Annotated in this window: 27 protein-coding genes; 19 read left to right on the top strand and 8 right to left on the bottom strand. The window is 45.8% G+C overall.

What is annotated here, in order from left to right:
* Window positions 1–34: 34 nt before the first annotated feature.
* Window positions 35–835 (bottom strand): MBL fold metallo-hydrolase, encoded by an 801-nt coding sequence (locus Psfp_RS14770; protein ID WP_134219310.1) that lies wholly within the window; start codon window positions 833–835, stop codon window positions 35–37.
* Window positions 836–1,038: 203 nt separating this feature from the next.
* Between Psfp_RS14770 and Psfp_RS14765 the strand changes: the two genes are divergently transcribed.
* The 5 genes from Psfp_RS14765 (at window position 1,039) to Psfp_RS14750 (ending at window position 4,863) form a co-directional block, all read left to right on the top strand.
* On the top strand, window positions 1,039–1,299 hold the full coding sequence (locus Psfp_RS14765) for an alpha/beta-type small acid-soluble spore protein (protein WP_134219309.1): 261 nt from the start codon (window positions 1,039–1,041) through the stop codon (window positions 1,297–1,299).
* Between the two features lie 23 nt (window positions 1,300–1,322).
* Window positions 1,323–1,445 carry a hypothetical protein gene (locus tag Psfp_RS22540; RefSeq protein ID WP_282432485.1) on the top strand — a complete coding sequence of 41 codons (123 nt, stop codon included), beginning with the start codon at window positions 1,323–1,325 and terminating at the stop codon, window positions 1,443–1,445.
* Between the two features lie 359 nt (window positions 1,446–1,804).
* The gene (locus tag Psfp_RS14760) at window positions 1,805–2,728 is read left to right on the top strand and encodes an N-acetylmuramoyl-L-alanine amidase (protein ID WP_190259317.1); all 924 of its coding nucleotides are present in this window, start codon (window positions 1,805–1,807) and stop codon (window positions 2,726–2,728) included.
* Window positions 2,729–3,373, top strand: coding sequence for a coenzyme F420-0:L-glutamate ligase (locus tag Psfp_RS14755; RefSeq protein WP_134219307.1), 645 nt, complete (start codon window positions 2,729–2,731; stop codon window positions 3,371–3,373).
* A gap of 38 nt (window positions 3,374–3,411) precedes the next feature.
* Complete coding sequence (locus tag Psfp_RS14750) at window positions 3,412–4,863, top strand: aminotransferase class I/II-fold pyridoxal phosphate-dependent enzyme (RefSeq protein WP_134219306.1); 1,452 nt, start codon at window positions 3,412–3,414, stop codon at window positions 4,861–4,863.
* A gap of 226 nt (window positions 4,864–5,089) precedes the next feature.
* Here the strand turns inward: Psfp_RS14750 and Psfp_RS14745 are convergent, their stop codons facing one another.
* The 3 genes from Psfp_RS14745 to arsB all read right to left on the bottom strand — a co-directional run bounded on the left by Psfp_RS14745 (window position 5,090) and on the right by arsB (window position 7,233).
* On the bottom strand, window positions 5,090–5,329 hold the full coding sequence (locus Psfp_RS14745) for a thioredoxin family protein (protein WP_134219305.1): 240 nt from the start codon (window positions 5,327–5,329) through the stop codon (window positions 5,090–5,092).
* Window positions 5,330–5,541: 212 nt separating this feature from the next.
* Window positions 5,542–5,847, bottom strand: coding sequence for a DnaJ domain-containing protein (locus Psfp_RS14740; RefSeq protein WP_282434350.1), 306 nt, complete (start codon window positions 5,845–5,847; stop codon window positions 5,542–5,544).
* Window positions 5,848–6,177: 330 nt separating this feature from the next.
* Window positions 6,178–7,233, bottom strand: coding sequence for an ACR3 family arsenite efflux transporter (gene arsB, locus Psfp_RS14735; protein ID WP_134219303.1), 1,056 nt, complete (start codon window positions 7,231–7,233; stop codon window positions 6,178–6,180).
* A 296-nt stretch (window positions 7,234–7,529) separates the two neighbouring features.
* Here arsB and Psfp_RS14730 point away from each other — a divergent pair, with 296 nt between their 5' ends.
* The 8 genes from Psfp_RS14730 to Psfp_RS14705 all read left to right on the top strand — a co-directional run bounded on the left by Psfp_RS14730 (window position 7,530) and on the right by Psfp_RS14705 (window position 12,258).
* Window positions 7,530–7,955, top strand: a complete 426-nt coding sequence (locus tag Psfp_RS14730; protein ID WP_192895450.1) for a metalloregulator ArsR/SmtB family transcription factor — start codon at window positions 7,530–7,532, stop codon at window positions 7,953–7,955.
* Between the two features lie 381 nt (window positions 7,956–8,336).
* Entirely contained in the window at window positions 8,337–8,633 is a 297-nt protein-coding gene (locus Psfp_RS14725; RefSeq protein ID WP_134219301.1) for a PadR family transcriptional regulator, read from the top strand.
* A gap of 61 nt (window positions 8,634–8,694) precedes the next feature.
* A complete protein-coding gene (locus Psfp_RS14720) occupies window positions 8,695–9,618 on the top strand; it encodes a permease (RefSeq protein WP_134219322.1) in 924 nt (307 codons plus the stop codon).
* A 60-nt stretch (window positions 9,619–9,678) separates the two neighbouring features.
* Window positions 9,679–9,822: a hypothetical protein gene (locus Psfp_RS21780; RefSeq protein ID WP_190259321.1), complete on the top strand. Its 144-nt coding sequence runs from the start codon at window positions 9,679–9,681 to the stop codon at window positions 9,820–9,822.
* Window positions 9,823–10,092: 270 nt separating this feature from the next.
* Entirely contained in the window at window positions 10,093–10,230 is a 138-nt protein-coding gene (locus Psfp_RS21775; RefSeq protein ID WP_190259322.1) for a hypothetical protein, read from the top strand.
* 116 nt (window positions 10,231–10,346) lie between these two features.
* On the top strand, window positions 10,347–10,586 hold the full coding sequence (locus Psfp_RS14715; protein ID WP_134219300.1) for a thioredoxin family protein: 240 nt from the start codon (window positions 10,347–10,349) through the stop codon (window positions 10,584–10,586).
* 96 nt (window positions 10,587–10,682) lie between these two features.
* On the top strand, window positions 10,683–11,855 hold the full coding sequence (locus tag Psfp_RS14710; RefSeq protein WP_192895449.1) for a permease: 1,173 nt from the start codon (window positions 10,683–10,685) through the stop codon (window positions 11,853–11,855).
* Window positions 11,856–11,877: 22 nt separating this feature from the next.
* A complete protein-coding gene (locus Psfp_RS14705) occupies window positions 11,878–12,258 on the top strand; it encodes an MOSC domain-containing protein (RefSeq protein WP_134219299.1) in 381 nt (126 codons plus the stop codon).
* Window positions 12,259–12,335: 77 nt separating this feature from the next.
* On the opposite strand, the gene Psfp_RS14700 is transcribed toward Psfp_RS14705, so the two are convergent.
* Complete coding sequence (locus Psfp_RS14700) at window positions 12,336–12,692, bottom strand: metalloregulator ArsR/SmtB family transcription factor (RefSeq protein ID WP_134219298.1); 357 nt, start codon at window positions 12,690–12,692, stop codon at window positions 12,336–12,338.
* A gap of 178 nt (window positions 12,693–12,870) precedes the next feature.
* The gene (locus Psfp_RS14695; RefSeq protein WP_134219297.1) at window positions 12,871–13,194 is read right to left on the bottom strand and encodes a carboxymuconolactone decarboxylase family protein; all 324 of its coding nucleotides are present in this window, start codon (window positions 13,192–13,194) and stop codon (window positions 12,871–12,873) included.
* Between the two features lie 319 nt (window positions 13,195–13,513).
* Between Psfp_RS14695 and Psfp_RS14690 the strand changes: the two genes are divergently transcribed.
* Genes Psfp_RS14690 through Psfp_RS21770 form a run of 4 tightly spaced genes read left to right on the top strand, consistent with a single transcriptional unit; the run spans window position 13,514 to window position 17,783 of the window.
* Complete coding sequence (locus Psfp_RS14690; protein WP_134219296.1) at window positions 13,514–15,250, top strand: spore germination protein; 1,737 nt, start codon at window positions 13,514–13,516, stop codon at window positions 15,248–15,250.
* Entirely contained in the window at window positions 15,243–16,340 is a 1,098-nt protein-coding gene (locus tag Psfp_RS14685) for an endospore germination permease (protein WP_192895448.1), read from the top strand. Before Psfp_RS14690 ends, Psfp_RS14685 begins: the two co-directional genes overlap by 8 nt.
* Window positions 16,327–17,610 (top strand): Ger(x)C family spore germination protein, encoded by a 1,284-nt coding sequence (locus Psfp_RS14680; RefSeq protein WP_134219294.1) that lies wholly within the window; start codon window positions 16,327–16,329, stop codon window positions 17,608–17,610. The genes Psfp_RS14685 and Psfp_RS14680 overlap by 14 nt, the downstream gene beginning before the upstream one ends.
* On the top strand, window positions 17,610–17,783 hold the full coding sequence (locus tag Psfp_RS21770; protein ID WP_192895447.1) for a hypothetical protein: 174 nt from the start codon (window positions 17,610–17,612) through the stop codon (window positions 17,781–17,783). Before Psfp_RS14680 ends, Psfp_RS21770 begins: the two co-directional genes overlap by 1 nt.
* Window positions 17,784–18,029: 246 nt before the next feature.
* Here the strand turns inward: Psfp_RS21770 and Psfp_RS14675 are convergent, their stop codons facing one another.
* Window positions 18,030–18,335, bottom strand: coding sequence for a hypothetical protein (locus Psfp_RS14675; RefSeq protein WP_134219293.1), 306 nt, complete (start codon window positions 18,333–18,335; stop codon window positions 18,030–18,032).
* Between the two features lie 490 nt (window positions 18,336–18,825).
* On the opposite strand from Psfp_RS14675, the gene Psfp_RS14670 reads away from it, so the two are divergent.
* Window positions 18,826–19,566, top strand: coding sequence for a hypothetical protein (locus tag Psfp_RS14670; protein ID WP_134219292.1), 741 nt, complete (start codon window positions 18,826–18,828; stop codon window positions 19,564–19,566).
* A 284-nt stretch (window positions 19,567–19,850) separates the two neighbouring features.
* Here Psfp_RS14670 and Psfp_RS14665 read toward each other — a convergent pair whose 3' ends face one another.
* Window positions 19,851–21,326 (bottom strand): long-chain fatty acid--CoA ligase, encoded by a 1,476-nt coding sequence (locus Psfp_RS14665; RefSeq protein WP_243120683.1) that lies wholly within the window; start codon window positions 21,324–21,326, stop codon window positions 19,851–19,853.
* Between the two features lie 616 nt (window positions 21,327–21,942).
* Between Psfp_RS14665 and Psfp_RS14660 the strand changes: the two genes are divergently transcribed.
* Window positions 21,943–22,485, top strand: a complete 543-nt coding sequence (locus tag Psfp_RS14660) for a PadR family transcriptional regulator (protein ID WP_243120680.1) — start codon at window positions 21,943–21,945, stop codon at window positions 22,483–22,485.
* Window positions 22,486–23,002: the final 517 nt, after the last annotated feature.

Genomic DNA, 23,002 nt, shown 5'->3' with positions numbered 1-23,002 from the left:
CTAAAACGGTTTAATAAAAATCCCCACCTGGTGGTTACTCAGGTGGGGATTTTTCTTTAATCAATTGGATTAGATTATCAGACCACAAGCCGGGTTCACGTGAGGGGGCGCTAGCCAGGGGAGTACCCTGCGGCAGGTTCTTCATGGCACAGTCAAGAGCCAGGCGGGGTTCATTGTCTTCTTCGCTGAGATGACCCAAAACCACCAATTTATAGTTTTGTTGCCGCATAGCCTGGAGGGCCCGCCCGCATTGCTCGTTGGACAGGTGGCCGGTTAAGCCGAGGTTGCGCCTGATCACATAGCCAGGCTTGGCTGAGCGCTTATACATATCCAGGTCGTGATTTGACTCTATGTACAGGTAATCCAGATCACGGAAGGCATTAAGGCAGCTTTCCGGTACGAATCCGGTGTCCGTTATAAATCCCAGTCTTTCGCCATCACCATGAATGATAAAACCGATTGTTTCAACATCATGCGATAGACGGAAAGGGATCACCCCCAACGTGCCTATTCTCTGTCCGGAGCACTCGCTGAGAATATTCAGCCGCGGAGGGGCAGTGAAGTGCATACTCTGGTTAAGTTCATGCAACACCCGGATGGTCGAATAGATGGGGACGTTTTTTTCTTTTAGAAAATAGTTGAGGCCATAGACGTGGTCAATATGCCGGTGGGTTAGAATGATTGCGTCTACATCACCCGGTGATAGCCCCGCTGCCGCCAAATAAGGCCTGGTGTCCCTTTTCCTGAGGCCGCAGTCAATTAATATACAGGTGTGTTGATCCTGCACCACGACGCAATTGGCATAGCTGCAGGAAGAAAGGGTGCAAAATCTCATGGTTGACCTCCAGTTGTTTTCTCTGGTTAACTTAGACAGGTAGAGTGAGGTTTCCTGCCAAATTGCAGATTTATAATCAATACCATAATTTTGCAATTGTTGCAGTAATATTTAAAAATATTTTTAACATATGAGGGCATATTAAAAAAAAGATATGGTTATAATGATAGTTCTTATCCTATAAAAAGGAGGCAGCGGTTGTTTTGACCAATAAGCTGGTATTAATTGAAAATAAGGATCTCATTGCCAAAGACCTGCAGCAGTACATTGAGCCGGCTCTTAATCAATTTAAAGTTGAATTGGCAGCTGAACTGGGTATCCCTGACTACGATAAAATTGATAAGGGGGAGCTTTCTTCTCGTAATAATGGAAAAGTAGGGGGTAATATGACCAAACGGATGGTTAACTTTGCCCAGGCAGTTTTGGCTTTTAACTACCGCAATCAGCTTGAGGGAACGAAATAGAGGTGGGACGTGGGACGTGAGACGTGAGACGTGAGACGTTGGTAGTTGTCCGCGCCGCCAGCGGCGCCACGTATTATGAAAACACCAGCGATGTAGGTGCGATTGAAATGGCACAAGGCGTACTAGCGCCGGACTTGTGTGGCTAATTAACTTCTGTGCGGATAAATTCGCACCTACATATTTAGGCGACTTAAACGTCGTTTTCAGGTAAATACCAAGGGTCAAAGTACCTTCAAATGGATATTAATGAATGCTTTATCCTAGCAGAAAACCGGGTCACTACCCGGTTTTCTTTTTTGATATATTTACCGCAAGGGCTTAAATTTAGCTATGTTTAGCCAATTACTACAAGGCTTAGACTTTTTTTTCAGAACGAAATGAGAATGCAGGAGAAATCTTTTTATTAAAGAATATTATCCCTTGGGGACTCATGAAAAATGAGGGTCCTTGTTTTAGCTTTGCAGGTTTGTATGGTTCCAAACTCAAGCAAGGAGGGAGCCTTTTTTTGTCTTACCGGAAGTCGCCGAGGATTACCAACTTATGGTCAAAAGTTGCAGACGGGGAAAAAAGTGAGTGGCTTTCCAAGCTGTTTATCGAGTCTACCAAACCTTTTGATTATTCTCTTGTCCGTGTGGACGATAAAGTAATCATGCTCAGGTGCACGGGTGCTATTCTCAATATGCCCGAGGGAAAGATATCGATTAACGATGGCCTTGTACGCGAGGTATGGTTAAAACAGGAGAATTCAGATTCTACATCTGTAGAATTATTTCTGGATCAGCCGGCCGAGGTTAAGCTGGCTGCTCTGGAGGTATTCCCGTTCAGGTTGGAAATCACCCTTGACCGTTTTTACCTGACCAAACTGTTCAGCGGTAAAACAATAATAATTGACCCTGCTCACGGGGGCAAAGACACAGGCGGCAGGGGGCCCGTCAGCCTGATGGAAAAAGATGTTGTAATGCCGATAGCAGCCAACCTGCAAAAAATATTTAAGCGGGCGGGAGCAAAAGCAGTCCTTACCAGGAGCGGGGACGAAAACATCTCGACCAAGGAAAGGCTTGAGAAGGCCCGGCTGGAAAGGGCTGATATTTATATCTCTCTTCATACGCACGCTTGTGCAGATGGCAGGGTGTCCGGCTCCGCCACGAAGTACCCGGCCGGAAGTATTGATAGTAAAATTTTAGCAACCTATGTGCAGGAGGAACTGGTCAAGAAGATTAAGGTTGCGGACAGGGGTGTTGCAGAGGAGCGGGAGCCGGTCCTACCCTTGGACCTTCCTGCGGTCATGGTGGAGGTAGTGACTATCACCAACATCGTGGAGGAGGTTTTTTTACGGGGCTTGACCATCCAGAAGCGGGCTGCCGAGGGTATTTTTAACGGGATTAGAAATTACTTTGCCGTCAGGCAGTCTGATTTGAAGGTGAGTTGAATGATAGCCGGCAGGATATCCATCAGGACTCATATTATAACCGAAAAAGACGATATCGTAGACGTAGTTCTAAAATACACCGGGGAAATAGCGGCGCCCGGTGATATTATCGTTGTGGCAGAGAGTGTGGTAGCTATCAGCCAGGGCCGGGCCATTCTGCACGAGACGGTAAAACCGGGGTTGCTGGCGCATTTTATGTGCCGTTTTCCAGGTAAAGAAGGGAGCCTGGCCGCCCCGCACTCCATGCAGGTGGCCATACAGGAGGCAGGTACCGGGCGCTTCTTACTGGGTGTGGCGGCTGCCGGGCTGGGCCGGTTGATTGGGCGAAGAGGCGATTTCTACCGCGTTGCGGGGCGTCAGCTGGCCCAAATTGACGATTTTGCCGGCACCATGTGGCCCTTTGACCGGCATATCGTGATGGGTCCCAGGGATCCGCAAGGGGTAGTGGACAGGATTAAAGCAGCCACCGGCGCTGAGGCGGTTATTGCAGATGTGAACGATATTGGGAAAGTTGACATTCTGGCGGCAACAGATAGGGTTGACCGGAAGATGCTCAGCAGCTACCTTAAGGACAACCCGCATGGGAACGATGACCAGCAGACGCCAATCGTGGTTCTGGTGTCAGAAGAAAATATGGATAGATGAACCATTAGACTTTAGGCAGCAATAAAGGAAGGGGATAAGTGTTATTGGACCAGAACAGAACCCCTCTGTTTGAGGCGGTAAAATATCATGTTAAGAGAAATGCTGTTCCTTTACAGATACCAGGCCATAAGCATGGCCACGGCTTGTCCGAGTACAGGGATTTTGTAGGTGAAAATGTCCTGAGGATGGACCTCAACCAGACCAGGGGTATTGATTTAATTTGGGACCCCACCAGGGTTATTCTGGAGTCCGAAGCCCTTATGGCCGAGGCGTTTGGGGCCGCTGACGCATATTTTCTGATTAACGGGACGACATCCGGGGTCCAAACCATGATTATGAGCGCCTGCAAACCCGGCGCCCAGATTATCGTACCCAGGAACGCCCATAAATCCATCTTCAACGGGTTGATCTTAAGCGGCGCTGAACCAGTATATGTACAGCCGGAGATCGATCAGGACCTCGGTATCGTCCTGGGGATAACGGAGTCAAACCTGGCTTCGGCCATACAAAAGAATCCCCGCGCCAGCGCTGTATTGACCATCAACCCCTCTTATTATGGGATTGCCGGACATCTCAACCAGATTGTTGAAGTGGCCCACCAGCACGGAATGCCGGTCCTGGTAGATGAGGCGCACGGAACGCACATGCATTTCCATCATGGTTTCCCTGTTTCCGCCATGCAGGCAGGCGCCGACATGAGCGCGGCAAGCCTGCACAAGACTGGTGGTTCAATGACCCAAAGCTCGGTGTTGTTATTAAATAAGTCTGACTATTTCAATGCCAGCTACGTCAGGAAGGTCCTCAACCTGACCTATTCCTCCAGCCCGTCGTATGTTTTGCTCTGCTCCATGGACGTAGCCAGGAAGCAGCTGGCTACCAGAGGTGAAGAGATCCTCGGCCACCTTTTGGACATGCTGAGCTGGGCAAGAGAGGAAATAAACGGGATTGAAGGCCTGTTCGCGCCAACGTGCCAGTATTTTGCCAATAACGGGCCATTCTACCTTGATGAAACAAAGCTTCTTGTTAACGTGCATCAACTGGGTTTGACCGGTTACGAGGTGGAAGAGCTGCTGGCCAGAGATTACAATATCCTGATAGAATTGGCCGACATGTACAATATTCTGGCTATAACAGGCTTGGGTGAGCAAAGGAAGTACCTGGAGGCCTTTATCCACGCGCTTGCGGACATCGCCAGGCATGCGCAGGGCAGGAAAATCAACAAAATCCAATCAATTCAGTTTAACCCGGTTGTAACCATGCCCCCAAGGGAAGCCTTCTATAGAAATAAAAAGCCTGTAGCTCTTGAGCAGAGCGCCGGTGAGGTGTCAGGAGAAATGATTATGGTTTACCCGCCGGGGATTCCCCTGGTCAGCATGGGAGAAATCATTACAAGCGATATCATCGATTATATTAAGAAGCTTAAGGAAGAAAAATGCACTTTGCAGGGTACGGCCGATCCAAAGGTTGAGTATGTAATGGTTATTGAGTAAGAGAATTTTAAATGAAACAGATCCTGTGAATATCACAGATGAAAACCGGGAGCTGGTTCGCCAACCCCCGGTTTACTTTTATTTTTGCATTTGCACTATATCGGGACGTAATATTTTGAAAATAGGTTTTGCGTCATCTTCATCATGATTGACCATCATTAATTAAACGGATGCCCCCTAAAAAGGAGGCTGGTTGACTGGGGCAATTTCCAATCGTTGTTATAAGCTATATCTCTTCTTCAATATACTTCTTTAAAGTATCTTTACCGGGCACCTTGCCTACCGCCTTAATTTTGCCGTTAATGATCAGGGCCGGGGTAATCATGATACCTGCCGCGATAATATCATCCATTTTCTCTACCTTTTTCACATCAGCCTCAATACCCATCTCACTGTTTAATTCAGTAACTCTCTTGTGCAACTCCTTGCATTTTGCACAGCCTGTTCCCAGCACTTTGATTTCCACATTATCACCTCCCTATTCACAAACAAGATTTATAAGGGCTGATGACTAACTATTACTGAAATAGTTTACGATAATTACCCACAGCGTTTCTTCAAATTTAATCGTAGGAGTATTCATTCCTTTACCCTCTGAAAGTGCCTTATTCTGTGACTTTGTCTGTGTGTATTTCAATCTGACTGATAATATTATTTCCATTGCATGGCTTCAGCAGATTAAGTATTTTTTTCTCCCATTTGCATTTGCCATAACATCATCATAAACCGTAAGCCAGGATCGTCGTCATCATATGACAGACCGCCCCATCGGGAATTAGTGGTTGAAAAGCCAGATACCCCATTGCGATCATATTGAGTCCGTTTATTATGATCCATAAGTACTTCGTAAGCTTGATTTATTTGTTTCATTTTCTCTTCAGCTTCAATATCATCATTATTAATATCAGGATGATATTTTTGAGCTAGCACTCGATAAGCTCTTTTTATTTGTTTGCGTGAAGCATTGTGTGCTACACCTAAGATAGAATAATAGTCCTCTATGTAAAGAATCTCCCCTCAATAAATTTATAAATGCAAGATTATCTAATACAAAATTTTACACTCAATACAATGCAACAAATCTCAAGAAATTAACCAGAAGCAAATTAAAAACAATGTTATTATATAATAAAATAAGTATCGTTTCACCTTTTGGAAACAAGTATTTAAATAGAATTTTGGACCAGAAAATAAACCGCTTGCATTTTTTGAAGGGGCAGACTTCAGCTTTCGTCCTGCGAAACTTGAATTATCTAAAGCATATGGCATCAAACGGGAACCGGAAGTTGGTTTAAACCCCCGGTTTCACTTTATTTATTGCTGTTGTACAGAAAGATATTTTCGCTGAAAAGCAAGGGCCACATTGACCAGCCCAATCATCACCGGCACTTCGATGAGGGGGCCAATGACTGCTGCAAAAGCTTGGCCGGAATTAATACCGAATACCGCCACAGCCACTGCGATGGCCAGTTCGAAGTTGTTACTGGCGGCCGTGAAAGCAAGCGTCGTGCTCTGGCCGTAATTGACATTGAACGATTTGCTGAGGAAAAAGGAGAGAAAGAACATAATCACGAAATAAACGAGCAGCGGTACGGCGATCCTAACCACGTCCACCGGTAAAGCGATAATATAGTTGCCTTTTAACGAGAACATAACGATGATCGTAAATAAAAGGGCAATCAGAGCGAGGGGACTGATTTTGGGGATGAATTTTTTCTCATACCATTCTTTGCCCTTGAACGGTATCAGGGTGAACCTGGTGATAATTCCCGCGAGGAAGGGAATACCTAGGTAGATAGCCACACTTTTAGCTACTTCCGCCATGGAAATATGGATGGCTATCGACTTGATGCCAAGCCACTGAGGCATAAGGGTAACAAAAAAGTAGGCATATACCGAAAAGAAAAGCACCTGGAAAATTGAGTTCAAAGCCACCAGTGCCGCCGCGTACTCCGAATCCCCTTTGGCCAGAGAGTTCCATACGATGACCATGGCGATGCAGCGGGCCAGGCCGATTATTATTATGCCCACCATATATTCGGGATAATTCTGCAGAAAGAGGATAGCCAGAAAGAACATCAAGACGGGACCGATAATCCAGTTCTGAACTAATGAGAGTGCCAGGACCTTACCGTTTCTGAATACCTTACCGATTTCTTCATACTTCACCTTGGCCAAGGGTGGATACATCATCACGAGCAAACCAATGGCAATGGGGATTGAGGTGGTTCCAACCTGGAATTTTTTTAGAAGGTCCGCCACTTCAGGAATAATATAACCCAGTCCCACACCTAAAAACATGGCCAGGAAAATCCATACGGTTAAATACCTGTCGAGCAAAGACAGCTTTGCCGACGCTTTTTCAGACATGTTGTTTCCCCCTATAGTTCCTTTCTGTGAATTTTTGGTTAAACTTAATTATGCCTGCAAGAGGATTCTGCCTTAAGGCAGGGTTTATCTTGTATTGATTAAAATAAATATTTAATTATGTTTATATGTTTATGGTAATTCCTACTGTGCCTTCATGTCAAGACTTTAAATGCTGCACAGCCCTTCGGTTTTGTATACTCCATATAGCTTAGACACTTGACCTTTAGACACCCTTGAAATAATCCGTAACCATAAGGGCAAATCTACTTGACCCCAGAATGGGGAGCATTTACAATATGCGTGTGTATTCATTCAAATATTTAAATATGAAAGAAGATACAATGTTAAACATTTTAAAAGCGCTGGGAGATTCGCATAGACAAAATATTTTAACACTGCTGGCAAGCCAGGAAATGGGAGCCTGTGAGATTATCCATGCCATCGGTTTATCGCAGCCAGCCATTTCGCACCATTTAAAAATTCTAAAACAGGCCGGTCTTATTGACAGTAAAAAAGAGGGGAAAAATGTATTTTATACCTTGAATAAAGACGGCTTGAAGGAATTTTTAAATCAGATGAATCAATTTCTCGACAAGCTTTCTTGTTTTTCCTGCTCCACACCGAAACCTTCGCTGCTCAGGCAAAATCCAAATCTCTGCAAAGAATTGGGTTATGAGCCTGAGGTTTGCGAAACGGATATTTTAGAAAGGAATAATAGATAATTGTAAGTAACCGGAAAAAGCCTTGTTAAGGCTGTTCTCTTATGATTAAAGCAATAGGGGTGGAGTACCTCCGAGTATTTACGTAGAATGGGGTTGATTACAGCCCCATTTTTACATGTTTTTATTATTAGTCCCAGCCAGGATTATTGTAAGTCATCAAGAACATAGTGTGCCCATTCATCATTTTGACCTGCCGCTTCACGCATGGTAAGAGCAATTTTAGTACAATGTTCATTGCAAACTGCCATAAATTTATTGACACTTTTTCATGCATAGTCATATAATACATATATGGTCAATGTATAGCATGTCTATATGTAAGGAGAGGGGGTACCCAAAATAAAGTACGAATCCCAAGAATACTGGGCTGGCTTGATTAAAATGAGTCTTTCCCGTTTTTTCATTCTACATGTGCTTCATCGGCAGCCGCTGCATGGTTATGAGATTACCAAACAGGTGGCTGAGCTTACAAATGGTTGCTGCGCTCCCACGGAAGGCAGTCTTTACCCGATGTTAAAGGAATTCACGGATGCGGGACTCTTAAGTTTAGTTAGCCAGGTTGTTTCCGGTCGTGAACGCAAGGTATATACCCTGACACCAATGGGCGAACAGGCCTGGCAGGTGGCATCACAAGCTTGGGGCGAAGTGGCCGCTCATATCTTAAGAGCCGTTCGCTAGAAAAAGTTTAAATTGACCACAAATATGTTATTTGGGCCGGAGGGATTGTTTTGTGTTTGAAATGAATAACTTAGCGTCAGCCGGGAGATATTTCCTTATTATTTCCTGTGAGTTGCTGGCCTTGTTTATCGGTGTTTCTTTCCTGGTTGCCCTGCTTCAGGAGTTTATTTCTGAAGAAACATTGCGTAATGTTCTAGGTAAGCCCCGTAAATGGCTGGGCAATATACTGGGCGCCGCCCTGGGGGCTGTAACACCCTTTTGTTCCTGTTCCACTATCCCGATTATGGTGGGTTTGCTAAACGGTGGCGCACCTTTTGGCGCAACCATGTCATTCCTGATTTCTTCACCATTACTTAACCCCGTTATCCTCGCTCTTTTTTTAACAATGCTGGGATGGAAGATCGCCCTGATTTATGGAGTGCTTACCTTTGTATGCGCCGTGCTTCTTGGCGCCTTGTGGGAGCGGCTCGGTTTGGCCGGTGATTATAAGAAGGTACAATTGGAGAGCGCCTGCTGCTGTGACTGTGAGACATCAAAACCCATTGCCAAGCCGGTAACGAGGAATGAAAAGGTAAGGCATGCCGGCGCTCAGACCTGGACTTTGTTCCGTCAGGTAGTACCTTACCTGATTATAGGCGCCGGTATCGGGGCATTTATCTATGGCTTCGTTCCTGAAGAATTTATCATCCGGGTAGCCGGTCCGGGCAAACCCTGGGCAATACCGGTTGCTGCGGTAATAGGAGTTCCCATGTATATCCGGGTTGAAACCATAATCCCCATTGGTGCGGTCCTGATGGAGAAAGGTATGAGCCTTGGCGCTTTAATGGCCCTTATCATTGGCGGAGCCGGCGCCAGTATTCCGGAAGTGACCTTGCTTGCTTCAATCTTCAAACCCAGACTCGTAGCAGCTTTTGTAATTACCATTTTGGCAGTGGCTATGCTATCAGGATTTATTTTTCAGGTATTCCAGTTAAGCTTGCTTTAGCTCATACACTGCTGAAAATTTGATCTTACAATACAAATTTATGAGGAGGAGGTGTTATCTGTGGAAGATAAGAAAAATGAAGAAAAGAAAAGGAAAGGGTTCCTGGAAAGATTGTTCAAACCTAAGGGCGGCTGCTGCTGTGACGTAAAATTCGTACCTATTAAAGAAGATGAACATAAAGATTCAGACCAGCAGAAAAAGTAATTAATTGTTGATCTGGTAAAACCTTATAAAAAATGTGAAAATGATACAAAAAATTACTGAGGTTAAGTATTAAAAAGAGCGATTGCAAAAACCGCTCTTTTTGATGCGCATATATAATTACTTTTCTGGCTGGATCAATCGACCTCAATCAATCGCCTGGAACAAGGCTTTTTTCTTTATAAATTTATTGACAGCCTGGTACGATAGCTATAATATATATGTATATTATATTACAATATGCTAATATAATAATACTAAGGGGATAAAATTATGGTGCTGGGAATTCTGCCATGTCAAGGAGCATCTAATGTGGGGGTGATGACAGGTAAAGTACGTGGTATGGGGTATGTGCAAGATGAGGTCGGGAAAATGGATATTTTACCATTTAATATCCTGGAACAACAATAAGGAGAAGGTTTGACAGTTGTTAATGGAATAGCCAGGGTGAATATTTATTTAATGACTAAATTATAATATAATACTAATATAATACTAATAATTAATTTAAATGGGAGGTAATTTTGTTGGAAATTAAAGTCCTGGGCCCGGGTTGTAACAAATGTAAAACAATGTACAAGTTGGTAACTGAAACGCTAGGTGAAATGGGAATAGACGCCGACGTAAAGAAGGTTGAAAAGCTGGATGAAATTATTGAAGCCGGTGTAATGCTGACACCTGGTCTGGTAATAAACGGTAAGGTTAAGGTAACAGGCAAGGTGCCGGGGAAGAGTGACATAAAGAAATATATTGAACAAGAAATTTAGATGAGAATTTAAGTTTTTCATTCTTGGTTCTTTGCGCCTGTAAAGCAAGGGGAGTTTATTGACTTAATGCTGCAAATAGAAAAGGAGTCTTTTTAAGTGAAAGAACGTGATAAGTTCTTCATAATGTTGGGTATATTTCTCTTAGCCTTCTATATACCTTTTCAAAACCCGCGGGTACAGTCCGCGATTCTTGAAGCTTTCTTCATGCTCCAGGACTATGCGCAAAAACATGTGCTTACCTGCTTGGTGCCTGCTTTCTTTATAGCCGGGGCCATCTCTATTTTTGTGTCACAGGCGTCGGTGCTAAAGTATTTTGGGTCCGGGGCCAGTAAGATTCTTTCTTACAGTGTAGCTTCGGTTTCAGGTACAGTACTTGCGGTGTGTTCCTGTACGGTCCTGCCGCTTTTTGCGGGGATTTACAAGCGGGGCGCTGGTATCGGGCCTGCCGTTGCCTTCCTGTACTCCGGTCCGGCGATAAACGTTCTGGCCATCATCCTTACCGCCCGCGTTCTGGGGTTTGATTTGGGCCTGGCACGGGCTGTCGGGGCGGTGTTCTTTTCTATAATTATTGGACTCTTAATGCATCTTTTCTTCTTGAAGGAGGAGCGGGAAAAAGAAGCTGCAGCCCTCAATTTGCCGCCGCCGGAGGAGGATAGGCGGGCTTTGTGGCAATACGCGGTGTATTTTGCTACGATGGTCGTTATCCTCATATTTGCATCCTGGGGCAAGCCGAGTCAGCCGGTGGGCTTTTTTAACGCCGTCTACCAGGTGCACTGGTATCTGACAGTATTTTTCCTGGCTGTGCTGGCGTTGATACTGAAGCTCTGGTTTAATAAAGATGAAATGGTCAGCTGGGTGGAATCTACCTGGGGTTATACCAAGCTGATCTTCCCATTGCTCCTGGGAGGAGTGCTGGTGGCCGGTTTCTTGATGGGCAGGCCGGAGGTGGATACGGGTATTATACCTGCCAGGTATATCTCTATGCTGGTAGGCGGCAACTCGCTCAGCGCTAACTTTATTGCCTCCATTGTAGGCGCCTTTATGTATTTTGCAACCTTGACCGAGGTGCCCATATTGCAGGGCCTTTTAGGCAGCGGCATGGGTAAAGGGCCGGCGCTTGCCCTGCTCCTTTCCGGACCGGCGCTAAGCCTGCCGAGCATGATTGTAATAAGACAGGTATTAGGTACTAAAAAGACTTTGATTTTTATCTCTCTTGTTATTGTATTGTCTACGTTTGCGGGGTGGATCTTCGGGGCATTCTGGGGCTAAGTACTAAGGAAGTTATGTGCATATGATACTTCATGTTGCGTGTTATTCCGAAGTCCAGGTTATAGAAGGCTGGGGTTTGGAAGGAGATGCGCACGGGGGTGAATGGGACCGCCAGGTTAGCTTATTGCCGGTGGAAGCCTTGGAAAAAGTCCCGGCCTATAAAAAGGAAGAAGTGCAGCATGGCGGCTATACTGAAAATTTTACAATTACCGGTATGCCCTTGGAAGAATTGTCAGCAGGTAAAGTGCTTAGGTTGGGTGACGCTGAAGTAATCATCTTATATATCGGCAAAGAGGAATACAAAGAACATGGGCGGCCCTACATAGTCAGCAGGGAGGGCAGATTCGGACGTGTGGTTAAAGGCGGAAAAGTTAAAGTGGGGGATAATGTAACAATTATCTGACTTTGATGGTTGCCAAGGTAAAGGGGCACTTGCTTATCTTTCTTGAGAGCAGTGCCCTTTTAATTAGATTAACAAAGTTATTTCGGCGAAAGTTGACTATCCGAGCGTCTTTTTTTCAGTCCTTCAAGAATTGCCATACTCTTTTCCATCTGGCTGGCGATGATATTATCAAGCAGGTCTAAAAGGAAAAATATTTCCCTGTTATTGACTTTGTAAATCACCTTAAGCCCGTCTTTGCGGGAAGAGATAATGCCGTTCTTTTTTAACTGCGCTAAATGCTGAGAAGTGTTTGACTGCTCTGAATCAACGAGCTCAATGATTTCGCATACGCAGCGCTCGCCTTCACGCAGGGATTCCAGTATGTTTATACGGGTTGGGTGGGCCATCGCTTTCAAAATATCCGCTTTGTTTTGTGTAAGTTTTTCCTCTAGCATAGTAAGACTCCCCCGTCGCCTGTTAGGCTGTTTAAATAATTAAATTTCATAATATCCTGTTTTAATTATATATTTGTTAATGAATATTGCAAGTGGATGAAGGACGCTTGGAAAATTCCTAAAAGCAATAAAAACGGGGCTGGATTAACCCAGTCCCGTTACTAATTTCATGGCCCTCCTATTTTTGGCAACCGCAGGTAACATTTCCTGCCAGGATTTCTTTCCAGTCATCAATAACATCGTGTGTCCAGCAGTCGTCTGCTCCTGCGGCTTCACGCATGGTAAGAGCTAAGATGTAGGTGAGTTCCTGCACGGTGGCGCCGGCTTCCAGAGCGCCCTTAAAATGCTTTAAAACACAAGGCTTGGAACGGCCCTTGATAGATAAGGCAAAGCAAATAAATTGGTAGGTTTTTTCATCAATAAACCTTTTTTCCTGATATAAAGCGTCGATTTCATCCAGCTTTTCGGCAAATTCCGGAAAAAATTCTGCCAGCATTCTCATGAAAAAACATCTCCTGAATGAATGATTTGGGTCCTAATTTGTCCATGCCTCGGTAACGGTAGGCTGCCTAATAAATGCTAGTATGTATATATACACCTCCAATGCGTAGTTCTTAATCCCTCGCAAAATTAGCTTAATAATAACATTACCTTTTGCTTATATAATAATATTAAATAAGCAATTAATTATTGTCAACTGATTTAATAGGTTCTGGTTTTCCCATGTTGGTGTTTTGTACTCGCCTGGAGCATGCTGCATGGATACAACCGCTAGGCCTGGATATAATAATCTTTATCATAAGCGGCTGGAAGGGTGTAGCATGATCAATACGAAAAAGCTTCTCGAGTTTATCTCTTATAAAGAGAACCCTGATCGGGAAGGTTTTATTCTTAAAGAGACTGCGGATGATCAAAATAAGCGGCCCCAGAATGACAATCAGCCGGCTCAGGATGAAAAGCCGTCCGCCAGGAGGGCCATTAAGAAGACCTCCCGGTCAGGGGGGAGCCGGCCAGAGGAAGACCAAATGGAAGGGGAGCCTGACGCGATACGGGCTTCCTTAAGCCAAAATAAAAAAATTATCAGCAAGCTGTACGGATTGCCTGAAAATAAGGATTTTGTGATCAGGGAGTTTGCAATTGGCACGGATTCGGAGACTAACTGCTTCGCTGTTTTTATCGACGGCCTGACCGACAAGGCGATCCAGGATCTGCTTTTTCAGGCTTTGATGCTTTTTGCCGAAAAGCCGCTTCCGAAGGATAAGGGCGGGCTGGTATATCTTGTTAGAGAGCACCTGCTGCCAGGAAACCAGGTTGCGGTAAAAAATCTTTTCAGCGATGTCCTCACCGCGGTCAACATGGGGGACACGGCCATTTTTCTGGAAGGTTCCACCAAAGCGCTGCTGATCGAAACCAAGGGCTGGGAACACCGCGGCGTGGAAAGACCACAAAGTGAGCAGGTAGTGCGCGGGCCGCAGGAAGCCTTTACTGAAACCCTGCGTACCAACACGGCTCTGCTCAGAAAGACTATCAGGAACGAGCAGCTCACCACCGAAATGTTGATACTGGGGGACCGCACCAAAACAATTGTGGCGATAATGTACCTGCGCGACCTGGCCAACCCTGACCTGGTGGCGGAAGTAAAGCGGCGGCTGGATAGTATCAAGACCGACTACATTGCTGAGAGCGGCATCCTTTCAGAACTTATCGAAGATCACCCCTATAATTTGAACCCAACCATCCTTACCACGGAACGGCCCGATCGGGTGGCATCCAAGATTGTCGAAGGCAGGGTGGCCATCATCGTAGACGGCAGCCCCTTTGTCCTGGTGGTGCCCACCACATTGTATGAGCAGCTCCATACCGGTGAGGAATCCTATATCCGCTGGCAGTACGGCACCTACCTGCGCTATCTCCGGGCGCTGGCCTTCCTGGTTTCATTTTTAGCGCCGGGGATCTACCTGGCCATCGTTTTGTTTCACCATGAGATGATCCCGACGGAACTCTTACTGGCCATCGCCGGGAACCGGGAGAAGGTACCCTTTCCTTCATTGGTAGAGGTCTTACTAATGGGGATCTCCTTTGAGCTGATCCGTGAGGCAGGGATCCGCCTGCCCGGAGTAATAGGCGGCACTATCGGGATCGTGGGAGCTCTCATTCTGGGACAGGCCGCGGTGCAGGCTAACATCGTCAGCCCGTTCCTGGTTATCCTGGTTGCCATCACCGGGCTGGCCTCCTTCGCCATCCCCGACTATTCCCTGTCCTTTGCCATGAGAATTTACAGTTTTATGTATATCATCCTGGGAGTATCACTGGGCTTTTTCGGGATCGCTATCGGTATTTTCAGCCAGATGGCGCTGACTGCCAACCTCAAGTCTTTCGGTGTTCCCTATCTGGCTCCTGTTGGCCCCCGCACCGCCGGCGGTGTCGACGTAGTGTACCGGATGCCGCTGTTCTCTCACGAGAAGCGGCCGGACTATATCAACCCGCAGGATATAACCCGACAGCCGCAGGTCTCCAGGGGATGGATTAAGGACGAGGACGGTGGAAAAAATGGTTAAATCGGGGTCCTTCGGCCCGGCTGAGGCAATCATCCTCCTGGCTATATCCAATATCGCCCGGATTTTTCTGCCCTACCCCAGGCTATTGACCGAAATCGGCGCTACGGCCGCCTGGATGACGCCTCTGGGCGGGTTGGTGGCAGCTCTGGTTGGTTTTTATGTGATGTATCTTGTACTCAGGAAAAACCCGGGCCAGAGCATCATCGAAATCACAGAGCAGGCTTTCGGCCCGGTTGCAGGAGTATTGCTCAACCTCGTCACGGTGGGTTTTTTCATAGCCGTGGGCGCCTTATTTGCCAGGGAATTTTCAGAGGCTCTAATTATTGCCGCCCTGCCCGGCGTGCCCGTCAGCATAATTAGTATCGCCTACCTTGGCATGGGAGTGCTGGGCGCGTACCTGGGGCTTGAGGCTTTAGCCCGTACCGCCCGCCTGTCCTATCCTTATATTTTTGGCGGTATCCTGCTCCTGCTGCTGGCTTTGATTCCACAGTGGGATACCGGTGGCCTGTTCCCCTTCTTCGGACACGGTCCGCTCAAGGTTTTTGGCTTAGGCACGTTCAGCACCGCCGGTGTAACTGAAATTATTTTTGCGGCAGTAATTATCCAGTCCTTGGGAGGGGTTGAGCGATTCCGGTTGATTGGCTACCGCTCCATGTTGTTAGGCTTCGCTTCATTGATAATTATCCTGCTGGTGGTAAACCTGACTTTCCACTGGGCCACCATGGCGGAAAACACCTTGCCTTTTTACAGGCTGGCGCGCAATATCTATATCGGACGTTTTCTCCAAAGAGTTGAGTCGGTATTCGTGATCATCTGGAGTATTGTGGCTTTCATTAAAATCGCGGTTACCCTTTACGGAGGCGCGGTTGCCTTGACACAGACACTGAAACTGCCCGACTACCGTCCGCTGCTCTGGCCTCTGATTATAATCATGTTTATTCTGAGCATTTTGCCGCCCGATCTTCCGACTGTGGTCAAACTGGACGCTGACTGGCTGAGGCCTTACGCTCTTGTCCCCAATTACCTGGTGCCGTTAATGATCCTGGCGGCGCTCCGCCTGAGAAGGAGGGGTCCTCGTGAGGAAGGCTAGGGTTTGTGCTTTTATGCTCCTTGCCCTGGGCCTGCTGGTTCTTTCGGGCTGCTGGGGCAGCCGGGAAACCGACGAAGTGGCTTATGTGCTGGCTATGGGATTTGACAAAGGGGAAAAGGAAAACCTGGTTGTCACAGTCATGATTGCCAACCCCAAGGTTATCGCAGGGATTTCAGGCGGCGGTGGCGGGGGTGGCGGCGGAGAAGGTGGAGGTGGTGGAGGCACGCTGATTTACAGCGTGGAAAGCTACGCGCCCCTTGCTTCCATAGACTTATTGAACACAGTCATTGACCGGCGGGTGTCTTTCCTGCATACAAAGGCATTTTTATTCTCGGAGGAACTGGCCAGGGAAGGCCTTGCCAAGTGGATTTACCCGCTTAACCGCTACCGGGAACTTCGCGGCACCGCCCAGATTTTTATCTGTCGTGGCAAGGCCAAGGATTTTATTGAAAAAAACAACCCCCCGCTGGAACTCAGCCCGACCAAGCAAATTGAGCTGCTGAACTTGATGTCCAGGGAAACCGGCCTTTACCATAGTACACAGTTGAGTGAATTTTACGACGATACCAAGTCTGAATCCATTCAGCCCAGTATTCCCCTGGTTGCCCTCCACGAAGGCGGGCTTGAGTCGGCCAAGCCTGGTATTGGCCGGGGCGGGGCGGCGACCCCCGGCAAGTATGTCGCAGGAGAGGTCCCGATTGCTGGAGCAAACAAGGCCCAGGTCATCGGCAGCGCGGTATTTAAGGGGGACAAAATGGTCGGAATCCTAAACGGCCAGGAGACACGTTACTACCTGGTTCTAAGGGGCCTTATCAAGAGCGGTATTACAGGTATGCCGGACCCGAGCGACCCCAACACCCCTGTGGGTTTGCAGGTACGCCAGGCCAGACCCCCGAAATATACGACGAGCATAGACCCGGAGGGGAACGTCACTATCGACGTGGATATTTATAACGAACCGGAGATAATCTCAATTGCGAGCGGGTGCAATTACGAGGACCCTGCCAATAAGACACTTTTAGAAGAGTATTATTCCCGGCAACTCCAGGAGGGTCTACATGACCTAATCAGGCGTACCCAGGAGGAATTTGGAACTGACATTTTCGGCTTCGGGAAACAGGTTAAGCGCAAGTTCTGGACGGTGCCGTCCTGGAGGGAGTTCCAGTGGCTTAACAGGTACCCCGAGGCTAGTATTAATGTGACAGTACACAGCAAAATCCGCAGGACAGGACTGCAATTGGAAACTAAACCAGCCGCGGGGGTTGAATAATGGAACAATTGGTGCTTCTGATTGCTCCCATGGTGGTAACTTACTATACCTATACCTACGGCCGGTGGGCCATGCAAAAAGGCTGCCGGCGGGGGGGGGTAGGCGTCTTTGTATTGGCGGCGCTGGTCCTGGGGCTGGCGATCTATGCTATTTTTCTCAGGCCAGGGTATTAGTATGATATATAATTGACATGAGAACTTTTTTGGGATATTGCTTATAGTTCGAAACAATGTGAAATACAGGCTGCAGACACAAATACCAAAATGCAACTAATTTGACAGAAGCGCAAATCCCGGCAAAAAGACCTCCAGGTATCTGGAGGTTGAATTTACTGCATATATTTTAACACAAGCTTCAAAAGCATTGAATGAACTATTGAAACAGAGTCAGCAACACCCTATCCGATAGTGAAAGCTATATTAACCCAGGTTAACATAAAGAGCATTTTCCTCCTCTTCATGCCTGGCAGTAAATCTTCCTTTTTTATCGAGACCGAAATGATTGAAAAAGCCCCGTGCAAAGACCTTAGTTTTCTTTACAATTTGCCCGTCCTTCGAAGCTCTAATCCTTATGGTATTGGTTTCGCGGTCAAATGCCAGTTCCACATTCTCAGCTTTAAGCTTTTCGCGAGCGGTTTTGTTAAGGACTATAGAATTCTTTGAAAGTGATACAAGGGGTAGTTTTCCTACTTTTTCTCCACGTGGTTTATAAATTTCAAAGGCCAACTAGATACACCTCCTTTGTTAGTATGATGTGATTATAACTTATTTATGATATACCTGTCAACATTTATGAATATGAACAATATTTAATTATAAATTATACTTTTATCTATAGGTATCCCAAAAATTATTAATGCTGACGATGTGTTGTCTATTCTTTTCCCTATTTCTACAGGTGAAATCGAACCACCATTTTACGAAAACGATATCTCTGAAGTGCCAATTTTGCATGTACCAAGTATGAATTTCTGTAATTTGTAGAAACTTGTAGCTTATTCACTCTTAAAGGCGACACATATTTATGCGACTCTCTTAAGGTCAGTTTGACAACTTGACTTTTGCAAGCATACAAGTTGATTTTTGCAAGTATGCGGATCCTTGTTAGGAAGGAAGAACATGTTTGACAACTATATGATGACCATGTGGGAGGTTTTGGTGGATTTTCGTCGAATTGGTTTTAAGCATTTAGATGAGAAAGCAAAAGGGGGGAAGTATGAAACTATTAAACTGGGAAGTTAAGCTGGGGATTTCTCTCGTTTTTTTGTCACTAGTTGTATACCTGCTTAAATTTATTATTCTGGGAGATCGCGATAATACCTATCATTACGTATTTAATTCTCTCGGCTTTCTCCCAATAAATGTATTGCTGGTAACACTTATCCTAAATAAACTACTCACAATAAAATCGAAACGGGAAAGGCTTGAAAAATTGAATATGGTCATAGGTACCTTTTTTGGCGAGGTGGGGACTGAACTGCTTGTCTACTTTTCAAACCAGGACCCGTGGCTTGATCAAATCAGGAAGCGTCTTATTGTCAGGGAGAACTGGTCAGATGAAGAATTTACTTCAATAATTCATGAGCTTAAAAATTACAATTATCAGGTTGAGGCGCGGAAAATCGCTCTCAAAGATCTCTGCCGGTGGCTCACAGGGAAGAGAGACTTTTTGTTAAGGCTTCTAGAAAACCCTGTGCTGCTGGAGCACGAGTCCTTTAGCGAACTTCTACGCGCGGTATTTCATCTGACAGAAGAACTGGACCGGCGAAAGGATCTGAACAGCCTTCCTGATTCAGACCTGCAGCATATTGCGAGTGATATCAACCGGGCATACAGCCAACTGGTGGTTCAGTGGCTGTATTATATGCAATATTTGAAGAAAAACTATCCCTACCTTTTCTCATTTGCATTAAGGACAAACTCTTTTGACGAAAGTGCTTCTCCTATAGTAAGTTAGATAATCATACCGCCAACGCGGCGCCGGCAGAAGATGAAAATCAGCGATGTGGGTGCACCCGCATCGCTGAGTAGTTTCACACGCCGCTAACGCGGCGCCACGCAGCACGAAAATATGTAGGCGCCATTTTAATCGCACAGCGGCGGGTCAGCGCCGCACTTGTGGCAGCCAATGTTGCATTTGTGCGAATGAATTTGACCCTGCATTCATTGTGGGGTTGCTCCGTATGCCATAAGCGTCGATGTACTTGAGTATGTGCTGCATAACCCTTCTATTATAATCCGTTAACTTTCTGTGTATTTTAGATTGTTATAAAGTTGTCTGAGATCCTTCTTGGAGATTTTACCGGTTGCTGTTTTCGGCATTGCGCCAACTTCAATAATTTCCCTTGGCAGCTTATAGGAGGCCAGGTTCTTTTTTAGAAAGCTTAGTAGTTCCTTTTTATTTAATTGCATTCCCTCTTTGGGAACAATAAATGCGCGTACCGTTTCCCCGCGTTTTTTATCCGGTACCCCTATGACCGCAGCCTCTTGCACAAGGGGGTGCTGGTAGATAATCTCTTCAACTTCTCTGGGATACACATTTAAGCCGCTGACAATCACCATGTCTTTTTTACGGTCAACTATAAAAATATAACCATCTTCATCCTTATAAGCCAAATCACCGGTATAAAGCCAACCGTTACGGAGCGCCTCCTCGGTTTCGCCGGGCAGGCCATAGTACCCCAGCATCACGTTGGGGCCCTTAACGATTATTTCTCCAATTTCTCCCGTCACCGTTTCCCTGCCGTCACCGGCAATGATTTTCACTTCAACGCCTGGAACGGGCAATCCGATTGAGCCCGGTTTCGTCGCGCCCAAAGGATTGAAAGCAACAGCAGGGGATGCCTCGGACAGTCCATAACCCTCAATAACTTTTTTACCGGTTTTGGTGTAAAAGCTATTTAGAATTTCCAGCGGCAGGGAAGCTCCGCCCGCAGCGAACAGGCGGACACCGGCCAGGTCGGCAGGTGTTGCCAGGGAGGCATAATAACTGTACATGGCGGGAACTCCCATCACTACGGTAACACCCATCTCCCTGATCGTCTGGATGACCTCTTTGGGTGAAAAAGTTTCAACTATGGTAATCGAGGCCCCGTTATAGAGGGCCGTGGTGACACAGCAGGTCCAGGCGAAACTGTGGAACATCGGCAGAACGCACAGGGTATTATCACTGGCGGCAGCTTCTGTGACTTTTGAAAACGCCTCGGCGTTGGTAATCAGGTTGCGGTGGGATAGCAGGGCTCCCTTGGGACGGCCCGTCGTGCCGGAGGTGTAGAGTATAACACAGGGGTCGGTTTCCTGCATGGGTATGGCCGGCGCGGCAGGGTAAGAGACGCGGCTGGTTTCTTCATTTATATTTTGAATCAGGATTTGCGTGGGAGGTGAAACAATATCTCCTGTGTTTAGTTGAAGCTCCTTATCAGTCAGTATGTACCTGGCTTGAGAGTCAGCGAGTATAAAGGAGGCTTCCCTGCCGGTTAACATGGTGTTCAGGGGCACAACAGCTCCTCCCAGGCTAACCACAGCAAGGTAGCTGAAGATAAAACCGGCGGAGTTTTTGGCGAACAGACCTACGTTATCAGTTGGCCGTATTCCCTGGGCATATAAGAAATTCCGGTATTGGCCCACCTTTTTTTTCAGTTGGGCGTAGCTGTATTTAGCGTCTTTTTCGTAGAGTGCAATTTTTTCGTCAGCTCCCTGCCGGACCAGTTCATACACTAACAAATTCGTGTCCTCCCTACCGCATATTTAATTATTAAAATGCAACTGCAAATTATAATAATACGATGAATCCTTAAATTCCCCTTTTTTTATAAAGAATTATGCCTTCCCAATCATGTCTAACTAACTGCCGCTTCTTATCAAGCCAAATCCCAACATTTTTCCAGCCTTATTTTCAGGGAAGTTTCACACGCCGCTATCGCGGCGCCACGCAGCATGAAAATATGCAGGCGCCATTTCAATCGCACAACGACGCCTTAGCGCCGAACTTGTAGCATCCAAATATTGCATTTGTCCGAATGAATTCGCACCTGCATTTTTCAATAAAACATAGCTCCAATCTCTAACGCGATATCAATTCCGCTTAAGTAGTGAAATTTTTTTTGTTTGGGCTTTTGCGCCGTTATGCGTTTGACATTTATTAACATAAAATCTATTTATTATCTCAATACCCTTCCCATTATTACGTAGATATTATTCTTTAATAGCTATTTATTTTTTTAACAGGCTACTATATAATATAATAAAAATATTAATTTCTAAGGATGTGTATTAAGGGTATTTGTGCGTTTTTGTACATGCTACTATAGACTATAATAGGTTGTGTGAAATAATGGTGCAAATATTGTCGAACATTGAGGTCATTCTGCTCAGTATTGTAAGTGAAAAACCTTCTTACGCCTATGAAATTGACAAAACAATCGAGTGCCGGGACATGAGAAGATGGGTCAGGGTCGGAGTAGCCTCTATATACCAGGTGTTAAAGAGGTTAGAGGAAAAAGAGCTGGTTTATTCACAAAAAGAAAAAGAGGGCAGGATGCCGGACAGAAAAAGGTATTACATTACAGATTCCGGTAGAGTAGCTCTGGCTGAAGCTTCTAAAAGGCTGCTTTCCAATCTCGAATGGTACTACCTTGACCTGAACGTTGGCTTGGAAACCTCTGATATCTTAACCCCTGAGGAAATGATCAGCTGTTTAACCAAAAGGCTTTCTTTGGTTAAATCCAATATAAAAAGAATGAAGGAAAACTTTTCGGTCGGCATCGAGATGCCATACAAGAAAAAGGAAGTTATTAAAAATTTAATTTATTTCCGTGAGGCGGAAGAGAGATTCTTGCAGGAAATACTTCAAGAACTGCATGGCGGACAGTTGTAGGCAATTAGTGGATCTTTTAAGCATACTGCTATAGTATGCGACAGAGATTTTTTTTAAGCATACTACTATGATCTATAATAAAACTTGTTATTATACTATAGTCTATAAATATACAACAAATTAGTATATTTACTACTATATTAAAGGACCATTCTGAAAGAGCCATTCCGGTGGAATCGATAATAGTAATTGATTGGCGGTACACGGAGAACGGTTTCAGGGTCGGAGAGGCCTCTATATATACAGTAGTAAAACAAGGAAGGACGGCGACTCTGATCTTCTAACCACTGGGGGAACAGTCAACTGGTTAATGAAAAGCCCCTGGCGTTGAATCAAAGACAAAGGGGGGAAGCGGCAGGAACAAGCGTTGTCCAAAACCTGGTTTGTTGTGCGACATCAGAATTTTCTGCAGTAAGAAGTGAAGAAAGCGGTTATCGATGGGTAGCTGAAAGTATTTGAAGGAGGTGGCTTACAAAGATGTATATGAATAACTTTGAGTATTTGGCTCCCAAGACGC

The sequence above is a fragment of the Pelotomaculum sp. FP genome, assembly GCF_004369245.1.
GTDB lineage: Bacteria > Bacillota > Desulfotomaculia > Desulfotomaculales > Pelotomaculaceae > Pelotomaculum_C > Pelotomaculum_C schinkii.
Note: the sequence above shows the minus strand (reverse complement) of the source record. Positions and strands in the feature narration are given on the sequence as shown.